The organism is Pontibacter brevis, from assembly GCF_054779655.1.
The window spans coordinates 1-18,571 of the sequence record NZ_BAAGXV010000060.1; the positions used below are offsets into that span (position 1 = coordinate 1).

The window sequence follows — 18,571 nt, forward strand, 5'->3', positions numbered from 1 at the left end:
AGAACCTTGGTCAGACAGGAAAAGAAGGCTGATAATTACCTGGCATTCCTGCTGCTCGCGTGCATGAAGATAATGCTTAGGTATTTTTGAGATAGCTTCTAGTGTCTTGGTGGCCATGTACTCCATTTCCGGTGCCTTTCGCAGTTCCTCAGGATCTTTGTCCGGGGCCATCCAGCGCTCGGCAAGGGCCTGCGTCGGTACAACCCAGATATTGTTTTTACGGAGCGCGTTCATCAGCTTAGGTATGCGGCTTTCATTTGCACGGTCGGCAATGTACATGGCAAACAAACCCGTCTGCTGCTCCGGAATTTCCTCCAGTCCTGGCACCAGGCTCTCCACAAAGCCGTCCAGGTGGTCAATAGATGCATAGCCGCTTTCAATGGCACGCCAGACACCTACCTCGTAAGACACATGCCCGGCAAAAGGAATGCCTACCTCTTTGGCCGTTTTAGAGATGGCGGCAAATGTCTCGGGTGTGAGGCCGGGGTGCAGCTTCAGGAAATCGTAGCCTGCCTGCTTCTGTTGGCGCACCATTTCAGCGCCTTCGGCCGGGGTTTTCACGCTATTGCCGTTGAAGGATGGGCCGGAGGTATAAAAGCGCGGGCTGATAAGTTCTCCGCTCTGGATCCTGTCGCGCAGTTCCAGGTGGCGCGGGTGGCCCAGCATGCCGCGTATGGTCGTAATACCATTGAGCGCAAAAAGCTGCAGGACTTCCTCCATTGGCTCAAATTCATTTACAGGAGGCACATGGGCATGCATCTCAGCCAGGCCCGGCATCAGGTATTTGCCCTCCCCGTTTATCACCAGGGCATTTTTGCTGTATTTTACTTTTCCTGATTTGCCCATGGCACTGATAACGCCGTCTTTCACTACCACTACCTGGTCCTTCAGCACCTGCGCCTTGTCCATCGGGATGACGTTGACAGCACGAAAGACAATTTCCCGGTTTTCTGAGTGGACCGGCTCCTGGGCCATTCCTGAAATGCTTACCAGCACAAGGAAACAGGCGAAGACTGCCTGCAGGAGTTTGTTTGTTGCGCATTGTAACATATAGAACTTGATTTGTGATGAGATGAAACAGCAGGAAAACTCATTTTCTACTTCAAAAGAAGTAAACCTCTTGAAGCAGAATCTTAATATGGAATACTTATAAAAGTCAAAAAGTGTTTATCGGCGGCAGTGCAACAGGTCGTTTTGTCTTAGCTCTTTGGTATCAGGCTTCTGGGCTTGTGTTTTCGGTTGGTAAACCATCCGGAAATTACGTTTTATATGCTTCTTTGTACATGCTGCCTGTGCTGGCAATTTTCCCTTTTTTAATCGTAGAGAGAAAGTGTTCGTAAGAGAAGAATTATCTTGAACTTAAACTTCTTAATTATGAAAAAGGCTTTGAATCTGATGTTAACAGCGTTCTTTTTTTCATCGGCACTCGTGCTCGCCTCCTGCTCTGATAATCCGGCCACCGAAGACGCTGATTTGGAAGGAACAACAACCGGGGGGCTTGACATTGGTGGCGCTGCCGGGCGCGAAGGCGTTGATACCGTGATTACGGAAACCGATACCCTCCGCACCACAGCCGGTTCAACAACGGGTAGCACAACAGGAGGGGCTACTACCAATTAAATCAAGAACCAGGCAGGCTCCGTTAGTGAGAAAGTCCCCCTTTGAAGGGGGTAGGGAGATGAGAGGCTATCAGAACTGATAATTTACTTCGGTTTAATCTAGAAGCAGGTTCAGATTGCGACTTTGTGCAGGACTGTCTGCGGAGCAATCTCCCCCTCACTCCCTTCACAGGGAGACAACACGAAATTTCTCTAACCTCAGAATCAGGAGAAAGGGTGCTGCAATTGGTTCTTTCCTTTTGTCGCTGTCATTATCGTGCCTAATTTTGTCTTGCCAGGTGCTTTATCAACCTTGATTCTATGAACAAAATAACCGCTGCCATCAACCACATTGCACTCTATGTGCACGACTTAGCCCTCAGTACAAAATTTTATAAAGAGGTGCTGCAGCTGGAGCAGATACCCGAGCCTTTTAAAGACGGCTGGCACAACTGGTTCAGCATGGGAGGGCGAAGCCAACTGCACCTGATAGAGGGTGCTCCCAAAGTAATAGAGCATGAGAAGAATACCCACATCTGCTTTAGTGTCGCGTCTTTAGAAGATTTTATGGCTAATCTCGACGAATTGCAGATCGCCTACGGTAATTTCGCGGGAAACCCTAAAGTCCCCAATCTGCGTTCTGACGGCATCCGGCAAATCTTCTTCCAGGATCCGGATGGCTATTGGCTGGAAGTAAATGACGACCATGCATAGCCTGAGCAGTATTGTCTGAATATAAGTTGCTTAAGGGTATCCAGCTTTGCATGCCCGGCTTATGGCCAAACCTTTTGCCCTGTGTCAGGTTTATGTAAGATTGAAGTAATCAAAACAAAGAAGCAATACACATGAGAGCAATTGTATTACCTGAGCCGGGAGGCGTAGATAAATTCCAGATAAAAGAGATTGAAAAGTCAGTGCCTCAGAAAAACGAGGTGCTGGTGAAAGTAAAAGCTATCAGCATTAACCCCGTGGACACTAAAACGCGTGATGGCAAGGCGTTCTATAACCAGTTGAAAGAGAGTGATGACGTGATAGTAGGCTGGGACATATCAGGGGTTGTAGAGGCCGTGGGCGAAGAAGTAGAGTACTTTAAAGCGGGAGATGAGGTATTCGGCATGGTCAACTTCCCTGGTAACGGAAAAGCCTATGCCGAGTATGTGGCAGCCCCGGAGGCTCACCTGGCGCATAAACCTGCCAACATTTCGCATGAGGAAGCCGCTGCCGCTACTTTAGCAGCCCTTACTGCCTGGCAGGTGCTGGTAAACGAGGCTGATGTACAGCCTGGACAGCGGGTGCTCATTCATGCAGCGGCGGGTGGCGTAGGACACTTTGCCGTGCAGATTGCCAAGTTCTTTAAAGCTTATGTGATTGGCACCGCCTCTGCCGGGAACCATGATTTTTTAAAGTCTATTGGCGTAGATGAGGCCATCGACTATAAAACAGAAAATGTGGAGGATGTGGTAAAGGACGTGGACATTGTGCTTGACTCGCTTGGGGAAGAAAACACGCGCCGGTCTTTGAAAACAATGAAAGACGGTGGCAGAATCATCTCGATACTGGGCGGTGCAAAAGAAGGAGTGCAGGAGGAAGCCAGTAAAAGAAACATTGAAGCCAAGAGCTACCTTGTTCATTCCAGTGGCGAAGACATGGCAAAACTGGCAGACCTGCTGGAGCAGGGCCATCTGAAAGCCCATGTAGCATACACCTTTGCTTTCGAAGACATGGCCAAAGCACACGAGCAGGTAGAAACCCGCAAAACCAACGGAAAAGTAGTTGTGCTGGTAGACTAATAAAGTAGATTAATACAATAAGAGGCCGCTCCTTGCAAATGGAGCGGCCTCTTATCTTTCTGCTCAGTCAACCGAAGCAGGAAACGATTGTCTTGTGCGAAGGTTAAGCTATTGGCTGCCTTTGAAAATGAAGGATGCCAGGAGCAAACCAACAAGTCCGGCGGAAATTAAAACCACAATCACATTCGGAAAATAGCTGAAGTTTAAACCGGTCATGTACCTGACGGCGGTCAAGATAAAAGTTGCTGCCACTACCACGAGCCAGTACCAAAGCATCTGGCGGCTGGATGCAGGGGTGTTTCCTGTTGGGAGGCGGAGCAAGGCATAAAGCACTACAAGTCCTCCGATAACCGAAAACAAAATTTGCAGGAAAAAATAAACCGGAATCTGGTAAGCCCCCAATGTCACATCTTCTGCCAATACCGGAAACAAATGGAGAAAAAAGCCATATTCATGTGTAAAATTGTCCCAGAAGAAATGGGAGGCAATGCCTACAAGTATGGAAGCGACTACTACCCAGGCGTGTTGCCTGTAATAGAATGTCCAGTCAAAGCTTTTGAAGTAGTTTAGCCGCTGCCTCAGAAATAAGGGGAGATGATTGATGAGAGGATTGCGTACGACAAGGTGAAACAGAAAAGCAAGCACAATGGCCAGGGGTAAGTTTAACCAGAAAACGCTGTGCCACGTGTGGCTGAAAACGATCAGGGCTTTCATCCGGAAAAACATTTCGAAGTCAGGAGCTACGCTGCCAGCAATCAGCCCTGTTAAAGAGCGCCAACGTTGGGGAAGGTAATAGCCCGGCAAAACAATGGCTGGATGAGAAAATGTAAATGGCATGCTGATTCTATCTCACAACAAGAAAATCCCCTGTCGCTCTTCAGCAGCAGGGGATTTTCTTAACCTCTTTTATATAATGGAGCAGTTTTAGTAATCATTGCGCTCAATGGCGGCAACACCCGGAAGCGTTTTACCTTCCATATACTCCAGCAGCGCACCACCACCGGTTGATACATAAGACACACGATCAGCGTAGCCCAACTGGTTCACGGCAGCAGCAGAGTCACCACCACCAATCAGGGAGTAGGCGCCACGGCGGGTTGCCTCTACCACTGCTTCAGCCACAGCCTGTGTGCCTACCGAGAAGTTAGACATCTCGAATACGCCCATCGGTCCGTTCCAAAGAATTGTTTTTGAATTCGTGATAACGGCGGCATACTCTTCGCGGGCGTTAGGGCCTATGTCCAGTCCCATCCACATTGGCTTAATGTGGTGGCTCAGGCAGATATCCACGTTGGCGTCGTTGCTGAAAGCATCGGCTATCACAGAGTCTACCGGAATCATCAGTTGCACGCCTTTCTCACGGGCCATTGCAATCAATCTGGCAGCCAGCTCTACTTTATCTTCCTCAACCAGGGAGGAGCCAATTGTGCCACCATCCGCTTTGATGAAGGTATAGGACATGCCGCCGCCAATTATCAGGTTATCTACCTTGTCCAGCAGGCGCTCGATGATAAGGATTTTATCAGATATTTTGGCACCACCCATAATAGCAGTATAAGGGCGCTCCACGTTCTCAAGTACGCGGCGGGCATTGTCCAGCTCGGCCTGCATCACGTAACCCATCACTTTGTCGTTCGGGAAGTAGCGGGCTACCACGGCGGTGGAGGCATGCTCGCGGTGGGCTGTTCCGAAAGCGTCGTTTACATACACATCTCCCAGGCTGGCAAGCTCTTTTGCGAAATCAGGATCACCCTTCTCCTCGGCCTTGTAGAAACGAAGGTTCTCCAGCAACAGGATTTCGCCTGGTTTAAGGGCATGTGCCAGCGTGGCAGCCTCCGGACCTACGCAGTCGTTGGCAAACAGCACGTTGGTATTGAACTCGTCCTTCAGGCGTTGCACCAGGTGCGTCAACGAGTATTTTTCCTCCGGACCACCTTTGGGGCGTCCAAGGTGCGACATCAGGATGACAGCGCCACCGTCGTTGAGAATTTTCTGGATGGTAGGTACTGCCGCTCTGATGCGGTTATCGTCGGTGATGCGGTAATTTTCGTCGAGCGGCACGTTAAAATCCACGCGCACCAATGCCTTTTTTCCGGCAAAGTTATACTGGTCTATGGTTTTCATGAAGTAAATTGGGTTTCGTTATCCGATACTCGTTGTTCGTTAATTAGAAATTTTTGTTGCTGTAGCAAATATAGTAAATTAGATATAAGCCGTAGAAAAGAGCGTGAGTTTATAGGCAGAGCAGGGTTCACAAGGGGTAGGAGAACGTCAGATAACGGGGTTATCAGAAAGACGCAGGCACAACATAAGCGAAAAATCCTTAGCGCCGGGAGGGCAGGAGCAGGAAAAGCACCGGTATAGAAGCTGACTTGCAAACAGAATAAAAGCAGAAAGTCTTTTTTATTTGCTCAAAGCTTCTGAAAATAAACGATTAAAACATGTAAAAACGTTAGCCTCTCAAGCAACTGGCTTTGCAGAAGTAGTGGCTAAATTTGTTACCTTTGCAAGAATGAAAGTAGGAATAATTTTCGGTGGGCCGTCGCGTGAGCGTGAGATTTCGTTTGCTGGAGGCCGTACGGTTTATGATAATTTAGATAAGGCGCTGTTTGAGGCAGTTCCCGTTTTTGTAGACAGCTTGGGCAATTTTATACTGCTCGATTGGCAGTACATTTACAAAGGCACCATCCGGGACTTTTATCCGCCGGTGGAGGCCTTGCCGGAGACGGAGCACGGCCTGCAGATTTACGTGGAATCGCTGGGCGAACTGAGTATTGCTGAGCAGGATGCCATTATTGCCAAAGCAGGCAGGCGCCTGATGCCGCACGAGTTCAAACAGCACTTCGATTTTGCATTCCTGGCGTTGCATGGCCCTTATGGCGAAGACGGCAGTATACAGGGTTTGCTGGAGTGGTACCATATCCCTTACTCGGGCTCCGGTATTTTGCCCTCAGCCATAGGCATCGACAAGGCTGCACAGAAGGAAATGCTGAAGCAGCACGGTTTCCCTACCCCCGACTATAGCATTATACAGTACAGCGACTGGTCTGACCGGGCCAAACGCGGAAAAATATTTGAGCAACTGGTAGAAAGGCTGGGCCTCCCGCTCGTGCTGAAAGCACCCCACCAGGGTTCCTCTATTGGTGTATCCATCATCAAAGAAAACGATTTTGCCCAATTTGAGGCAGGCGTGGAACGCAGCTTCTTCACCAAAACCATCCAGAAGCGCCAGTGGCAGGCTTTGGACGAGGAGAAGCAGGTAGGCAGCATGCGCCAGCTGGTGGATATTCGGGAAGGAATCGGGATGCCGGTGCTCCTGCAGGATGGTAATATCCTCTATCACCCGGAAGATTTGCTGCGCCACATCAACGAGACATTCAGCAACTCTGACACCGAGAGCATCACCCTGACGAACATAGAGCACGAGCAGCAGATTCTGGTAGAAGCCTTCATCCAGGGCAAAGAGTTTTCGTGCATTGTGGTGCAGGATGAAACTGGCAAGCCGCTGGCACTGCCGCCAACAGAAATCGTGAAAGGCAGCGAGGTGTTCGATTACCGCTCCAAATACCTGCCGGGCCTGAGCCGTAAGATTACGCCTATCAACCTGCCAACTGAGCAGATTCAGGAAATCCGGCAGGCCTGCAGCAAGCTGTTCAGGAACTTCGGCTTTAACGTGTATGCCCGCCTGGATGGCTTTATCACAGAAAGCGGTGAGATATTCCTGAACGACCCGAACACCACGTCGGGCATGCTGCCATCGTCGTTCTTCTTCCACCAGGCAGCCGAAATCGGCCTGAACCCTTCGCAGTTCCTGACTTACATTATCCGTACCTCGGTGGCAGAGCGCCTGAAGTCTGGCAAGGATACGGTAAAGCTGACACGACTGCTGCAGCAGCTGGACGGCGCGATACGGGATGAGCAGGCGCACCGCCAGGAAAAGATTCGGGTGGGTGTGATCATGGGCGGATACTCCTCAGAACGCCATATTTCTGTGGAGAGCGGCCGTAATATTTATGAAAAGCTTTCATCCTCTACAAAATATGAACCGCTACCTATCTTCCTGACGGGCAGCAACGAAGCGCATCGCCTGTACACCATACCTGTCAACATCATGCTGAAGGATAATGCAGACGATGTGAAAGAGAAAATACAGCATTTTGAGCAGGGTGGTAAGCCGCACCCGGTGCTGGCACAGATCATAGAAGAGGCCGAGGGTATCACGCGTAAGTACACCGGCCGCAGCCTGCAGGAGCCGCAGCGTATTTCGTACGCGCAGCTCAAAAACCTGGTGGATGCGGTGTTCATTGCGCTGCACGGCCGGCCGGGTGAGGATGGTGCCCTGCAGACAGAACTGGAGAAACTGCACCTGCCGTACAACGGCTCCGGCATCCGCTCTTCCCGCATTACGATTAACAAGTACGAGACCAACGAGATACTCGCCAAGCATGGCGTGCCGGTGGCGAAGCACCAGATGGCTTTAAAAGAGGACTGGCTGAAGGATAAAGAAATGTTCTTCCTGGGCATTGAGGCAGAGTTTCCGTATCCGTTCATCGCCAAGCCGGCCGACGATGGCTGTAGCTCTGCCGTGAAGAAGATCAAGAACCGGCAGGAACTGGAGGCCTTCAGTACGCTCATGTTCCGGGAGATAGAGGAGCTGGATACGGAGTGTGCCCGCACCTTATCGCTTGGCTTCAAAGAAGAATTCCCTAACAAAGCCGGTTTCCTGGTGGAGACACTGATTTCCAGAAATGGCGCAAAGCACTTCTTAGAGATAACAGGTGGCCTCTTAACCAAGTATGGCCCGGATGGTACCGTGGATTATGAGGTGTTTGAGGCTTCAGAAGCGTTGGCGGAGGGTGAAGTACTTTCTTTAGAAGAGAAGTTCCTGGCTGGCGAAGGCCAGAACATTACCCCGGCACGTTATGCTGCTGACCCGCAGCGCCGGCAGGAGATATCAGATAAGGTGAAGGAAGACCTGAAGCGTGTGGCGCAGATTTTGCAGATCGAAGGGTACGCCCGCATCGATGCGTTTGTGCGTGTGCTGGAGAATGACGAGGTGGAGACTATTATCATAGAGGTGAACTCCCTTCCGGGCATGACACCGGCCACCTGCATTTTCCACCAGACAGCCATCAACGGGTATAAACCATACGACTTTATCAACCGCATTCTGCAGTTCGGCATTGAGCGTAACAGGATGAAAGTGATGCAATAAAGTATTGATTGCTGTGATCCCGACAATAGGAGAGAGCTGATACAAAAGGATTAAAATAATTCAGATTTCCCGCCTTGCTCGGAATGACATGGTAGGGACCTTTGTTGGTGTTGTCACCAACAAGCTATATATTATCGGTTGAAAAAATAAAGTTAGAAAGTTAAAAGTACATCGTTAGATATCCTGAAAAACAGCAACAACAAGAGAAAAGTCAGGTAGTTTAACAATCCGGAAATATCATGTTCAAAGCAAATTCCTTTTTAAGTGTGCTCATACACCTGCTGCTGATGGCAGTTGTGATGGTGGCCCTGGTAGTCGGCTTCTTTTATTTCTACCTGCCCTCCACTACAAACCATGGTGAGAGCATCGCAGTGCCCCGTATAGAGGGAATGCAGTTGGCGGATGCGGAGGAACTGCTGGAAGAGCGTAACCTCCGTTACTTTATCAACGACTCCACCTATAACTCCAACCTGGCACCTTACACCATCCTGACGCAGGACCCTGCGCCGGACGCAAGTGTAAAGGAAAACCGCAAGATCTACATCAGCGTGAACATGAAGAACCCGCCGATGATCAAGATGCCAAAGCTGATTGACGGTTCGGTGAAGAACGCGGAACTCATCCTGAAAAGCTACGACCTGAAGAAGGGAAAGATTACGCTGGTGCCGGACCTGCAGCAGAACGCTGTGCTGAAGCAGTTTGTGAACGGCAAAGAAGTTAAACCCGGCGAAATGATCCCGAAAGGCTCCGTGGTAGATCTCCATGTGGGGGACGGATTAGGTAATACAGAGTTTGAGGTGCCGGAAGTAGTGGGCATGCCAGTAGATGAGGCATCGGTGCTGCTGGTAGGGCAGGGGCTTCAGATTGGTACTATCATTTACGTGCAGGGAAGCAATGAACCGGATGGCACGGTGCTGAAGCAGCGCCCTTTTGCCGAGGTAGGCGCCAAGATCCGGGTGGGTGAGCTGGTAGACCTTTGGGTAGCCGGTGAGGAGCCTGTGTCGGGCATTGATTGATTTCTAAAAGAAAACAGGACAAGCGCCTGCCAGAAATGGCGGGCGCTTTCGTTGTAGCTATAAAGCAGGAACATGAGAAAAACGCTGGTATTTATTCTTTTCTCTCTCTGGAGTGGGGTAGCAAGCATGGCACAGGCCATACTGCAGCCACTGCAACAGGAAGCCCGCCAGCCTCTTCACACGGTACAACCCTTACGTAAGGCAGCCACTGCAGCGGTCTCACTACCTTTCTTCGACGACTTTGCTGCTGCCGCCGTGGTACCCAACCCGGCACGCTGGCAGAATGGCGGCGTGTACATCAACAACCGTTTTGCGTTTGAACCAATCACAATCAATGTTGCCTCTTTCGATGGGCTGAATGCTGCCGGGCAACCTTATGCACCGGGTACGTTAAGCGCCGGGGCTTCTGATACCCTTACTTCAGCAGCTATCCTGCTGGGTGGCCTCAGCCCGAGCGACTCCGTTTACCTCAGCTTTTACTGGCAGTCTGGAGGAATAGGTGATGTGCCGGACCGGACAGAGAGCAACCTGCGTTACCTGCAGCTGGAGTTCAGGGATAATGCCGGCACCTGGCGAGAGGTGTGGCGGCAGCCTGCTGTTGGCAACGTTACAGATTTTGCGCAGGTGTTTGTGGGGGTGCTGGAGCCCCGCTACTTTCACAACGATTTTCAGTTCCGGTTCCGGAATGTAGGGCTACGCAACGGACTGGCCGATGTCTGGAACCTGGACTATATAGAACTTGACAGAAACCGCCGCAAAGGGCAGAACACCACCCGCGACATAGCCATTAGTGAGGGCGTGAGCAAGTTACTGAAGCATTATACTGCCATGCCTGCCCGGCAATTCAGGGCAAACCCCACAGGCGAGCTGGCCGAAGAGGTGCGGGCAACGCTGAATAACCTAGGTGACTTACCAGGTGCTATCAGCTGGACCGGTACTGTCCGAAGCATGAACCAGGCTTCGGAGGTTACTTTTTTGCGGGGGCAGGCACTTATTCCGGCCGCTGCCCGCCAGTATGAGGTAACAGGCAGCCCCACCCTGGAAGGTGTACAACTGCCAGCGAGTGGGCCTTTTGCCCTGGTGCACCACATTCAGCTTGATACCAGAGAACCTGACCCGCAGCAACGTGCCAATGACAGTACAGAGCGCAAGACCAATTTCTCCGATTACTACGCTTACGACGATGGAACAGCAGAGGCAGGCTTCAGCTTTTTAGGCACTGGAAACGTGCAGGTGGCCCAGCGTTTCGATCTGAATGAGCCAGACCAGCTTAGCGGCTTTCGAGTCTATTTCCCGCGCGTCGGCAGGAACCTTGCCGGTTCTTCCCTTATATTCAAAATATGGGCTGACCAGGATAGCCTGCCGGGGGAAACGCTCCATCAGCAGAGTTTCCAGATACAGTACGCCGATACCCTTAACGAATTTTATGAGGTGCAGCTTTCCAAGCTGATACCAGTAGAGGGAAGCTTTTATATCGGCTGGTCGCAGGGAGGAAACACCTATGTGAACATTGGTTTCGATAAAAATGAGCGTGCTACAGGCCGCCGTTTCACTTATACTCCATCAGGTGGCTGGGCCGGCGAAACAGCGCTGGAAGGGGCCATCATGATGCGCCCGGTGCTGGTGGGGGAGACCCCTCTGGGGATAGAAGATGAGTTAGCCGCAGCCAGCATGCGTGTGTTCCCTAACCCATCCGGAGGGGAGGTATTTATCAACGAGCCTTACGAGCAGGTAACTGTTTTCGATGTTACCGGGAAGAAGGTATACAGCCAGGCCTTTGCCGGACCAGCGCAGCCAATTAACCTGCGCCACCTGGCACCAGGACTGTATACTTTGCGTATTCAAACAAGAAAAGCAATTGTCAACAAAAAACTAATACTGACTAAACTATGATTACTTCATCACAAGACATTACTGCAGAAGAACTGAAGGAGCGCCTGAACAAGGGAGAGACTCCCATCATAATAGATGTACGGGAGGATTGGGAGTACCGAGAAGCCAATATAGCCGGCGCTAAAAACATCCCGCTTGGCACCCTGCCACAGCGCCTCGACGACATAGAGGATTACAAGGACCAGGAAGTAATTGTGCAGTGCCGCTCCGGTGCCCGCTCTGCAAACGCCAAGGCATTTCTTCAGCAGCAGGGTTTCAGCAATGTGCGAAACCTGCTGGGTGGTATCCTGGCGTACCAGGGCTAAACAACTGCGCAGGCATATAGTAAAGCAGTCGTAACAACAAAAAAGGTAGAGAGGCACGCGCCTTTCTACCTTTTTTTGTTTTTGTGCCAAATTGAATTCCTGCTCTGCCAATGCACACTGATAGATAGGATAGGTTATCCTGTCTGTTTTGATCTGTATACAGGGAAACCTATATAATTGGGTAAAAGCAGAATAATAGGGTTATATGTAAAATTTATATTAGAATGGTTTAAATCCGCTCCGGGGGAAACTCGTATTTAGACTTTATTCTCACCTAAAGCATTTTATGTCACAATTTTACCCTCCAACCTTATGAGAAAAATTCTAATCGCTGTTGCTTTCTGCATGCTGACGGTAAGCCAGGCTTTTGCACAGGCCTTCGTCGACTCAAAACTCAAAGCAGCTATTACCGACAGAATTACCCCTGTAGAAGTAGTTGTCACCTTCAAAGGAGAAGGAGCCCCATCCCTGTTGGATATCTCAGCACTTACGCAGGCTGGTATTGTACAAGGATTAACTTTAAGAGCCCTTCCTATAGCCGGCGTAGTGGCCACCGCTTCGCAGGTGGAGGCACTGGCAGAGAACCCAAGGGTACTGTCCCTTTACCTGAACGAGTCGCTGCAATACGAAAGTGATGGCGCCACTGAACTGACAGGTGTAGACAAAGCACGAAACGAGCTGGCGTTCACTTCTCAGAATGGTGGCTTTCCTGTTTCCGGAAAAGGCATCGGCGTACTGGTTAATGACAGCGGCGTTGACGGAACACACCCTGACCTGCAGTTCGGCAAGAACCTGGTACAAAACGTAACGGCTGCCACTAACCTGAATTCTGTATCCGGTATTCTTCCTTACACTCCGATGGAAAATGTGCCGAACACCGACGCTGCTGGTGGCCACGGAACGCACGTAGCCGGTATTGTAGGCGGTACAGGACAGGCATCATCAGGCAAGTATGAAGGTGTAGCACCGGGTGCTGGTCTGGTAGGCTATGGTTCAGGAGCCGCACTATTGCTGCTGGATGTGCTATCGGGGTTTGATTATGCTATCATCAACCAGGCGCAGTACAACATCCGCGTTATCACCAATTCTTTCGGTACTACCAGCGACACAGGTACAGAAGTAAATCCTGCAGACCCTATTACACTGGCTACAAAGCGCTGCGTTGACCGCAACATTGTGGTGGTGTTCTCGGCAGGTAACTCTGGTCCGGGGTCCGGCACTATAACTGGTAAGTATAAAAAAGCACCATGGGTTATTGCAGTGGCTGCCGGCGATAAGGCTGGCCGCCTGGCAAGCTTCTCTTCCAGAGGCATCAAAGGCAAAGGCGGTTCTTTTACACTGGATGGTCAGACTTTCACTTGGGAAGACCGCCCAACGGTAACATCTCCTGGCGTAGACATCATTTCTGCGAAAGTAACGGAGCCACTTACAACCCTTTCTGCTCAGAAAGACATTGATGCCATGGACCCGGCACATGTACCTTACTATACCCATAAAAGCGGCACCTCTATGGCAGCCCCGCATGTGGCAGGTATTGTTGCCCTCCTGCTGGATGCAAACCCTTCGCTTACAGTAGCCCAGGTTAAAGAGATACTGCAGCAAACAGCTACTAACGTTCCCAACCGTGCGGCATGGGAAGTAGGTGCTGGTTACGTAAATGCTTATGCTGCCATCGACAGAGCTTTCAGAGCTGCTGCTCCTTACGGATCCACGCTCAACCTGAGCCGTACGTTCAACAGCAATGTGAATACAAACACCGTCTCTGAGAACTTCACGATTGACTATAACCCTGCCACTCCTGCTACCAATACTTATACTTTCAACGTGGCAGAAGGTACAACCGGTTTAGAGGCCAAAATCAGAACAGAAGGTGTTGAGGGAGAAACAGGTAACCCGGTAAGGTTGTCCCTGATTTCGCCAAGCGGTGTGAGAACAAGTGCCGGTATCCCGGTGTTGTTTGCCCTGAGCTATGACCGTGGTGTTGCCGTGGCCTCTCCTGAAGCAGGTACCTGGACAGCTGAAATATCAGGCCTGAACGGGGTAGCTTTCCCGGAGCAGATAAGCGGGGTAGTGAATATGATGAAAGCAGCAGGTACGACAGGGCTTAACGATATTGCCGGGCACCCGGCAGAGGCCTCTATCAAAATGGCTGTGAGTGCCCGTTTAGCCGATGGTCTTTCTGGCGGCGGCTATAAGCCAGATGAACTTCTGAAGCGCATTGATTTGGCTGATTACCTGATGATGGGCGAGGGCATTCGTCAGTTCCTGCCTGTTGATGGCTCGTTTACATTAACAGATGTGAGGGAGAGAAACCTGCTGGCGGAGTCGATTGTAGCCAGGGGAGGTGCTTTACGCGACCTGGGCCATCAGTTTAACGGTATTATGTTACCTGTAGCTGCAGGTAAGTTCTCACCTAACGGAAAGGTAAACCGTGCTGAGTTGTCTTACTCGCTGGTGCAGGCCTTGGGCTTGCAGGAGTTTGCGTTGGAGCGTAACGGTAAAACACCGACTGTAGAAGTGAACGGTACCAGCTATGAAATTGAGGATGCTGCCGATATCCCTGCCGGACTGGAAGGATACGTGAGTGTGGCGCTGGAGCTGAACCTGATAAACGCCTATTACTCCCTGACACAGGGGGCTTACGACCTGGAGCCAACCCTGCATGCCACCTTCAAACCCCTGCAGGATGTAACCCGTGCTGATTTCGCAGTCATCATTACACGTACGCACGCACAATGGAATGCTGCTACACAGCCGCTTTCAGCTTCAAGCAGTTCAGCGGCTGTTGCTGCTGTCAAGGCAGAGGACCGTGTTTTCAGCTATCCAAATCCTTTCTCCGGCAGAACAACCATTACGTATGTAGTGCCACAGGACGGACCGGTACAGGTAGCAGTGTATGACGTATTAGGCAAGAAAGTAAAAACGCTGGTTGCGGAAACGCTGAAAACCGGTAACTATTCAGTAGACTTCGAGGCGGGTAACCTGCCAGGCGGAACATACATCTATCGTGTAGAGGCTGGCGACAAAGTGTTCACCAACCGCATGATACTGACAAAGTAGTTTTAACCTTTGTATTATCACTAACAAAGAAGCCATCCTGCAAGGGATGGCTTCTTTGTTTTATTCGATGATGAAAGGCGAGGGGCTGAAGCAGAGAAAGAAAATAACGAAGGCCAGTATTCCCAGCACCTTGCGTAGTGGTGTGAGTGGCCGTTCGTCCGGGCAGGAAGGATGAAAGATTCCCATCACCCGGGAGAGCAGCAGGCCAAATACAAGCCAGCCACTGTAGCCATCCGCCTCCGGGAACGCAAAGGCAATCAGTACCTGTACCAGCACAACAAAGGCTGTCAGGTAGAGCGTGTACAGCAATTTGGGTGTTGCCGGCTTCAGCACAAACAGCAGGTACAGGATGTAAAAGGTCCACATCCAGATATAACCTGCGTATTCAGGAAGTAGCTCTGAAAAGCTGTACTGGAGCAACAGCAGGCCCATAGAAGCGGCAAGGCCCTTCCGCCTGTCATCTAAGATTTTCCACAATGCCCAATAGGTAAAAGGGGCAAACACCACCAACAGCTCCTCTGCCCACACAGGCTCTGTATGAGGTGAGATAATGCCAAGCCCGGCATAGAGAATAAACAGCGTGAAAAAGAAAGGAGAGAGGCGGTTAAAACGTCTGTAACCTATCAGGCCGTACAGCACGTGCCCTCCGTCTAACTGGCCGATAGGCATCAGGTTGAGCGCCGTGAAAAATAGCGCCAGGTAACCAGCAAATACCAACGGGTAATGAATCACCTCGTACTTGTTCGGTACCAGTTCCGGGTCTGCTACAAACTTTTCGAATGCCACAAACAACAGGTTCTTGCCCAGCGAAAAACTTCCCAGCCCCTCCTGGTACACATATTGGGCATAATTCAGCCCGAAGCGCTTGTATTCGGGGTGTATGCTGAAAATGTATTCCGGCTGTGGGAGGTGCGTAAAGGCATAAAAAAGCAGCGGAACTGCTACTACAAAACCTGCCAGTGGGCCGGCAATGCCAATGTCAAAAAACTGCTGCCGTGAATAGATGCGCTCTTTTATCCGGATAAAGGCTCCCATGGTACCCAGCGAGAAGGAAATGCCAAACCACAGGGGGATGTAATAAGGCAGCGTGACGTTTGTGCGGTAGTACCTGGCGGTAAAGTAGTGGCCAAATTCATGCACCGTCAGCACTCCTAAAAAGGGTAAGGAAAAATAAAGCCCCCCTGCAAACTCTGCCCACGTAATGGTGCCTGTCCAGTCGAAGCCCTCCGGCCCAATAAAGAAAAGCTTGCCAAAACGCCATTCTGTACCTGCAATGGTCGTGGTGACAAGCGTAATACAGAAAAGCAGCAGGTGGAGGGTGTACGTGCGCTTCTGCTTAGACAATGACATCTTTAAAAACCTCGTTAATTGTAAGTGGCGGCTGCAGGTGGAGCGTGTTCAGCCCTACTTTGTTGGCGCTTTCAATGTGCTGAATGCTGTCGTCAATAAACAGCGTTTCCTGTTTCTCTAAGCCGTTCATGGCCAGAATCTGTTCAAAAACTGCTGCATCCGGTTTGCGCTTCCCGATGAGGTGGGAGTAATAGCTTTGCTCGAACAGCGAGTCCAGGCTCGGGATAGTGAAGCTGTGCGCCACAATCTCGTTGAAACGCTTCATGTGGATGGCATTGGTGTTGCTCAGCAAAAAGATGCGGTACTTTTTGCCCAGCTTCAGCAACAGGTCAATGCGCTCCTGCGGGATGTCCAGCAGCATGGCGTTCCAGGCAGCATCAATTTCCTCGTCAGGGGCTGTGATGCCATAGGCGGCGCGTAATTCACGGCGGAACTCTTCAGGGGAACTGGCTCCAGTTTCGAACATGTCGAACAGTTTGCTCTGCTCTTTCTGGCTGTAGGCAATGCTACAGTTCTCTTTGCACAGTTTCTGCAGCTCTTCGATGCTCTTGTTATAGTTGAGATTGATGATCACACCCCCCAGGTCGAAGATTATATTCTTTATTTGAGTCAGATCCACTTAAAAAATATTTTCGTTTCTGTTTGAAATATTGAATGCAAATATGTAAAATTGCACTCCCAAATCAAAGAAAGGCATGCCTTTTAAGGGAACGGGCCTATAGCTCATTCGGTTAGAGCAACTGACTCATAATCAGTAGGTGCCTGGTTCGATTCCAGGTGGGCCCACAGCCCTTATAAAGCCAGATAACAAAATGTTGTCTGGCTTTATTGTTTTAGCCCTTTGCTGTACATTTAGCTTCATATCAGATAACAGGATTTGATGCCGTTTTATACATTCTCGCGGCACACTTTACGGATTAAAAACGGCACACCACTTTTTTATGATTTCCATCCGACTCTACCTGCATACGAAAGAAAGTAAAAAAGGCACGCGCTCCCTCTATATGGATGTGCACTGTGACGGCGTAGCAAGGCTCCGGCAGGCCACTGGCGAGACGCTGAAGGCCAAAGACTGGAAAACCCCAACCGCAGGAGGTGCGCGGCTCTCATGACTATCACAAGGAGATTAACGCACGCCTTGAGCGCCTGAAGCTGCGGGTGCAGAGCGAGTTTCGGGAGATGATGGACCGGGAGCAGGTACCCTCCGGCGATGACCTGCGCAGAGTCCTCAGGCCCCTGCGGAAGCAGAAGCTGGAGGGGCAGGCACAGACTGCTCCCGAGATCCTGCTGGCCTTTGCCGAGAAGTACAAGGAACGGCAACAGGTAGGGGGCAAGAAGGTCACCGACTCTTACGCCCGGAAGTTCAAGCAGGTGGCCGGGCACCTGGAGAACTTCCGCCCTGGCCTGCACCCCAGGGACCTGACAGAGAAGGTATGGCATGAATACCTGGAGTACCTGTATGAGGATGCCGGGGTGCAGGACTCTACCGTAGGAAAACATCTGCAGGCCTGGAAGGTGGCCCTGAAGGAGGCGGGGCTGCCCCATTAGCACCACTGGCTGCGCAACACCTTCAATAGCCAAAAGCTGAAGCCGGACCTCTCATGGGCAGAGGTGCTGAAGCTGGCCAATCATACTTATGAGGACATGCAGCTGCAGGAGGCGGCGCACGCCTTTGTGCTCGATTGCCAGCTGGCTCTCCGGTGGGGTGACCTCTCAACCCTCACGGAGAACCACCTGATTGAGCTGAACACCCCATCCTATGGGACGCGGTGCAGTGCTTTAGGAAGCGGCAGGGGAAAACAGGGCAGCCGGTACTGGTTCCATTGCCTCCCTTGGGTGCGAAGCTCTTCCATCAGTACAAGATGGTGCCGGTCCCACGGGCTGCCCGCACCGGTACACCCAACCTGACAGAGTATAACAAGCGGCTGAAGAAAGCAGCGGAGGCGGCTGGGCTCAAGCGCATGGTGGCGGTGGAGACGATCAAGAACGGGCATGTGACGGAAGAGATGAAGCCCCTGCACAAGGTCATCTCCAGCCATAGCGCGCGCCATACGGCTGCCACTAGGATAAGGGAGGCTGCGGACTATGAACTGGCTCAGCTGCTCTTAGGGCACACGGCAACGGGCAACACGGCAATCTACGCCCACCTCGACCCGGTGAAGACGGCGGAGCGGATTCTGAAGGCGTGGTGTAGACTTCCCTGAAAGTTGGCCATTTGAAAGTTGAAAAAATCTTTAACTGAGCTCCTCCCATTTTTAGGGCCGGTCAAAAGTAGAGAATTCGGGTTTCACTATATTCTTTTTTACCCACTCTTCCGGCGTTATGTCACCTAATGAACTGTGTG

16 protein-coding genes and 1 tRNA gene are annotated in these 18,571 nt (G+C 51.0%); 12 read left to right on the forward strand and 5 right to left on the reverse strand.

What is annotated here, in order from left to right:
• Positions 1–1,050: amidohydrolase family protein (locus tag ACYVB1_RS13655; RefSeq protein ID WP_460924331.1), on the reverse strand; the 1,050-nt coding region annotated here is incomplete at its 3' end.
• Positions 1,051–1,374: 324 nt separating this feature from the next.
• Here ACYVB1_RS13655 and ACYVB1_RS13660 point away from each other — a divergent pair.
• The 3 genes from ACYVB1_RS13660 (at position 1,375) to ACYVB1_RS13670 (ending at position 3,388) form a co-directional block, all read left to right on the forward strand.
• Positions 1,375–1,620, forward strand: a complete 246-nt coding sequence (locus tag ACYVB1_RS13660) for a hypothetical protein (protein ID WP_460924332.1) — start codon at positions 1,375–1,377, stop codon at positions 1,618–1,620.
• Between the two features lie 299 nt (positions 1,621–1,919).
• Positions 1,920–2,312 carry a VOC family protein gene (locus ACYVB1_RS13665; protein WP_460924333.1) on the forward strand — a complete coding sequence of 131 codons (393 nt, stop codon included), beginning with the start codon at positions 1,920–1,922 and terminating at the stop codon, positions 2,310–2,312.
• A 131-nt stretch (positions 2,313–2,443) separates the two neighbouring features.
• Positions 2,444–3,388: an NADP-dependent oxidoreductase gene (locus ACYVB1_RS13670; protein WP_460924334.1), complete on the forward strand. Its 945-nt coding sequence runs from the start codon at positions 2,444–2,446 to the stop codon at positions 3,386–3,388.
• Positions 3,389–3,496: 108 nt separating this feature from the next.
• On the opposite strand, the gene ACYVB1_RS13675 is transcribed toward ACYVB1_RS13670, so the two are convergent.
• A complete protein-coding gene (locus tag ACYVB1_RS13675; RefSeq protein ID WP_460924335.1) occupies positions 3,497–4,225 on the reverse strand; it encodes a DUF4184 family protein in 729 nt (242 codons plus the stop codon).
• Positions 4,226–4,312: 87 nt separating this feature from the next.
• A complete protein-coding gene (locus ACYVB1_RS13680) occupies positions 4,313–5,512 on the reverse strand; it encodes a phosphoglycerate kinase (protein WP_460924336.1) in 1,200 nt (399 codons plus the stop codon).
• Between the two features lie 388 nt (positions 5,513–5,900).
• Here ACYVB1_RS13680 and ACYVB1_RS13685 point away from each other — a divergent pair, with 388 nt between their 5' ends.
• The 5 genes from ACYVB1_RS13685 to ACYVB1_RS13705 all read left to right on the forward strand — a co-directional run bounded on the left by ACYVB1_RS13685 (position 5,901) and on the right by ACYVB1_RS13705 (position 14,877).
• Entirely contained in the window at positions 5,901–8,603 is a 2,703-nt protein-coding gene (locus ACYVB1_RS13685; protein ID WP_460924337.1) for a D-alanine--D-alanine ligase family protein, read from the forward strand.
• A 239-nt stretch (positions 8,604–8,842) separates the two neighbouring features.
• Positions 8,843–9,619: a PASTA domain-containing protein gene (locus ACYVB1_RS13690; protein WP_460924338.1), complete on the forward strand. Its 777-nt coding sequence runs from the start codon at positions 8,843–8,845 to the stop codon at positions 9,617–9,619.
• A 72-nt stretch (positions 9,620–9,691) separates the two neighbouring features.
• Positions 9,692–11,512 (forward strand): T9SS type A sorting domain-containing protein, encoded by a 1,821-nt coding sequence (locus tag ACYVB1_RS13695; protein ID WP_460924339.1) that lies wholly within the window; start codon positions 9,692–9,694, stop codon positions 11,510–11,512.
• Positions 11,509–11,817 (forward strand): rhodanese-like domain-containing protein, encoded by a 309-nt coding sequence (locus ACYVB1_RS13700; RefSeq protein WP_460924340.1) that lies wholly within the window; start codon positions 11,509–11,511, stop codon positions 11,815–11,817. The genes ACYVB1_RS13695 and ACYVB1_RS13700 overlap by 4 nt, the downstream gene beginning before the upstream one ends.
• A 312-nt stretch (positions 11,818–12,129) precedes the next feature.
• Positions 12,130–14,877 carry a S8/S53 family peptidase gene (locus ACYVB1_RS13705; protein WP_460924341.1) on the forward strand — a complete coding sequence of 916 codons (2,748 nt, stop codon included), beginning with the start codon at positions 12,130–12,132 and terminating at the stop codon, positions 14,875–14,877.
• Between the two features lie 60 nt (positions 14,878–14,937).
• On the opposite strand, the gene ACYVB1_RS13710 is transcribed toward ACYVB1_RS13705, so the two are convergent.
• Positions 14,938–16,227: a site-2 protease family protein gene (locus tag ACYVB1_RS13710; RefSeq protein WP_460924342.1), complete on the reverse strand. Its 1,290-nt coding sequence runs from the start codon at positions 16,225–16,227 to the stop codon at positions 14,938–14,940.
• The gene (locus tag ACYVB1_RS13715; RefSeq protein WP_460924343.1) at positions 16,214–16,846 is read right to left on the reverse strand and encodes an HAD family hydrolase; all 633 of its coding nucleotides are present in this window, start codon (positions 16,844–16,846) and stop codon (positions 16,214–16,216) included. The genes ACYVB1_RS13710 and ACYVB1_RS13715 overlap by 14 nt, the downstream gene beginning before the upstream one ends.
• A gap of 93 nt (positions 16,847–16,939) precedes the next feature.
• Here ACYVB1_RS13715 and ACYVB1_RS13720 point away from each other — a divergent pair.
• From ACYVB1_RS13720 to ACYVB1_RS13735, 4 genes are all read left to right on the forward strand, one after another.
• Positions 16,940–17,013, forward strand: a tRNA-Ile gene (locus ACYVB1_RS13720).
• 155 nt (positions 17,014–17,168) lie between these two features.
• Positions 17,169–17,339 (forward strand): hypothetical protein, encoded by a 171-nt coding sequence (locus ACYVB1_RS13725; protein WP_460924344.1) that lies wholly within the window; start codon positions 17,169–17,171, stop codon positions 17,337–17,339.
• A complete protein-coding gene (locus ACYVB1_RS13730; RefSeq protein ID WP_460924345.1) occupies positions 17,323–17,775 on the forward strand; it encodes a phage integrase SAM-like domain-containing protein in 453 nt (150 codons plus the stop codon). Before ACYVB1_RS13725 ends, ACYVB1_RS13730 begins: the two co-directional genes overlap by 17 nt.
• Before the next feature lie 314 nt (positions 17,776–18,089).
• The gene (locus ACYVB1_RS13735) at positions 18,090–18,431 is read left to right on the forward strand and encodes a tyrosine-type recombinase/integrase (protein ID WP_460924346.1); all 342 of its coding nucleotides are present in this window, start codon (positions 18,090–18,092) and stop codon (positions 18,429–18,431) included.
• Positions 18,432–18,571 lie beyond the last annotated feature (140 nt).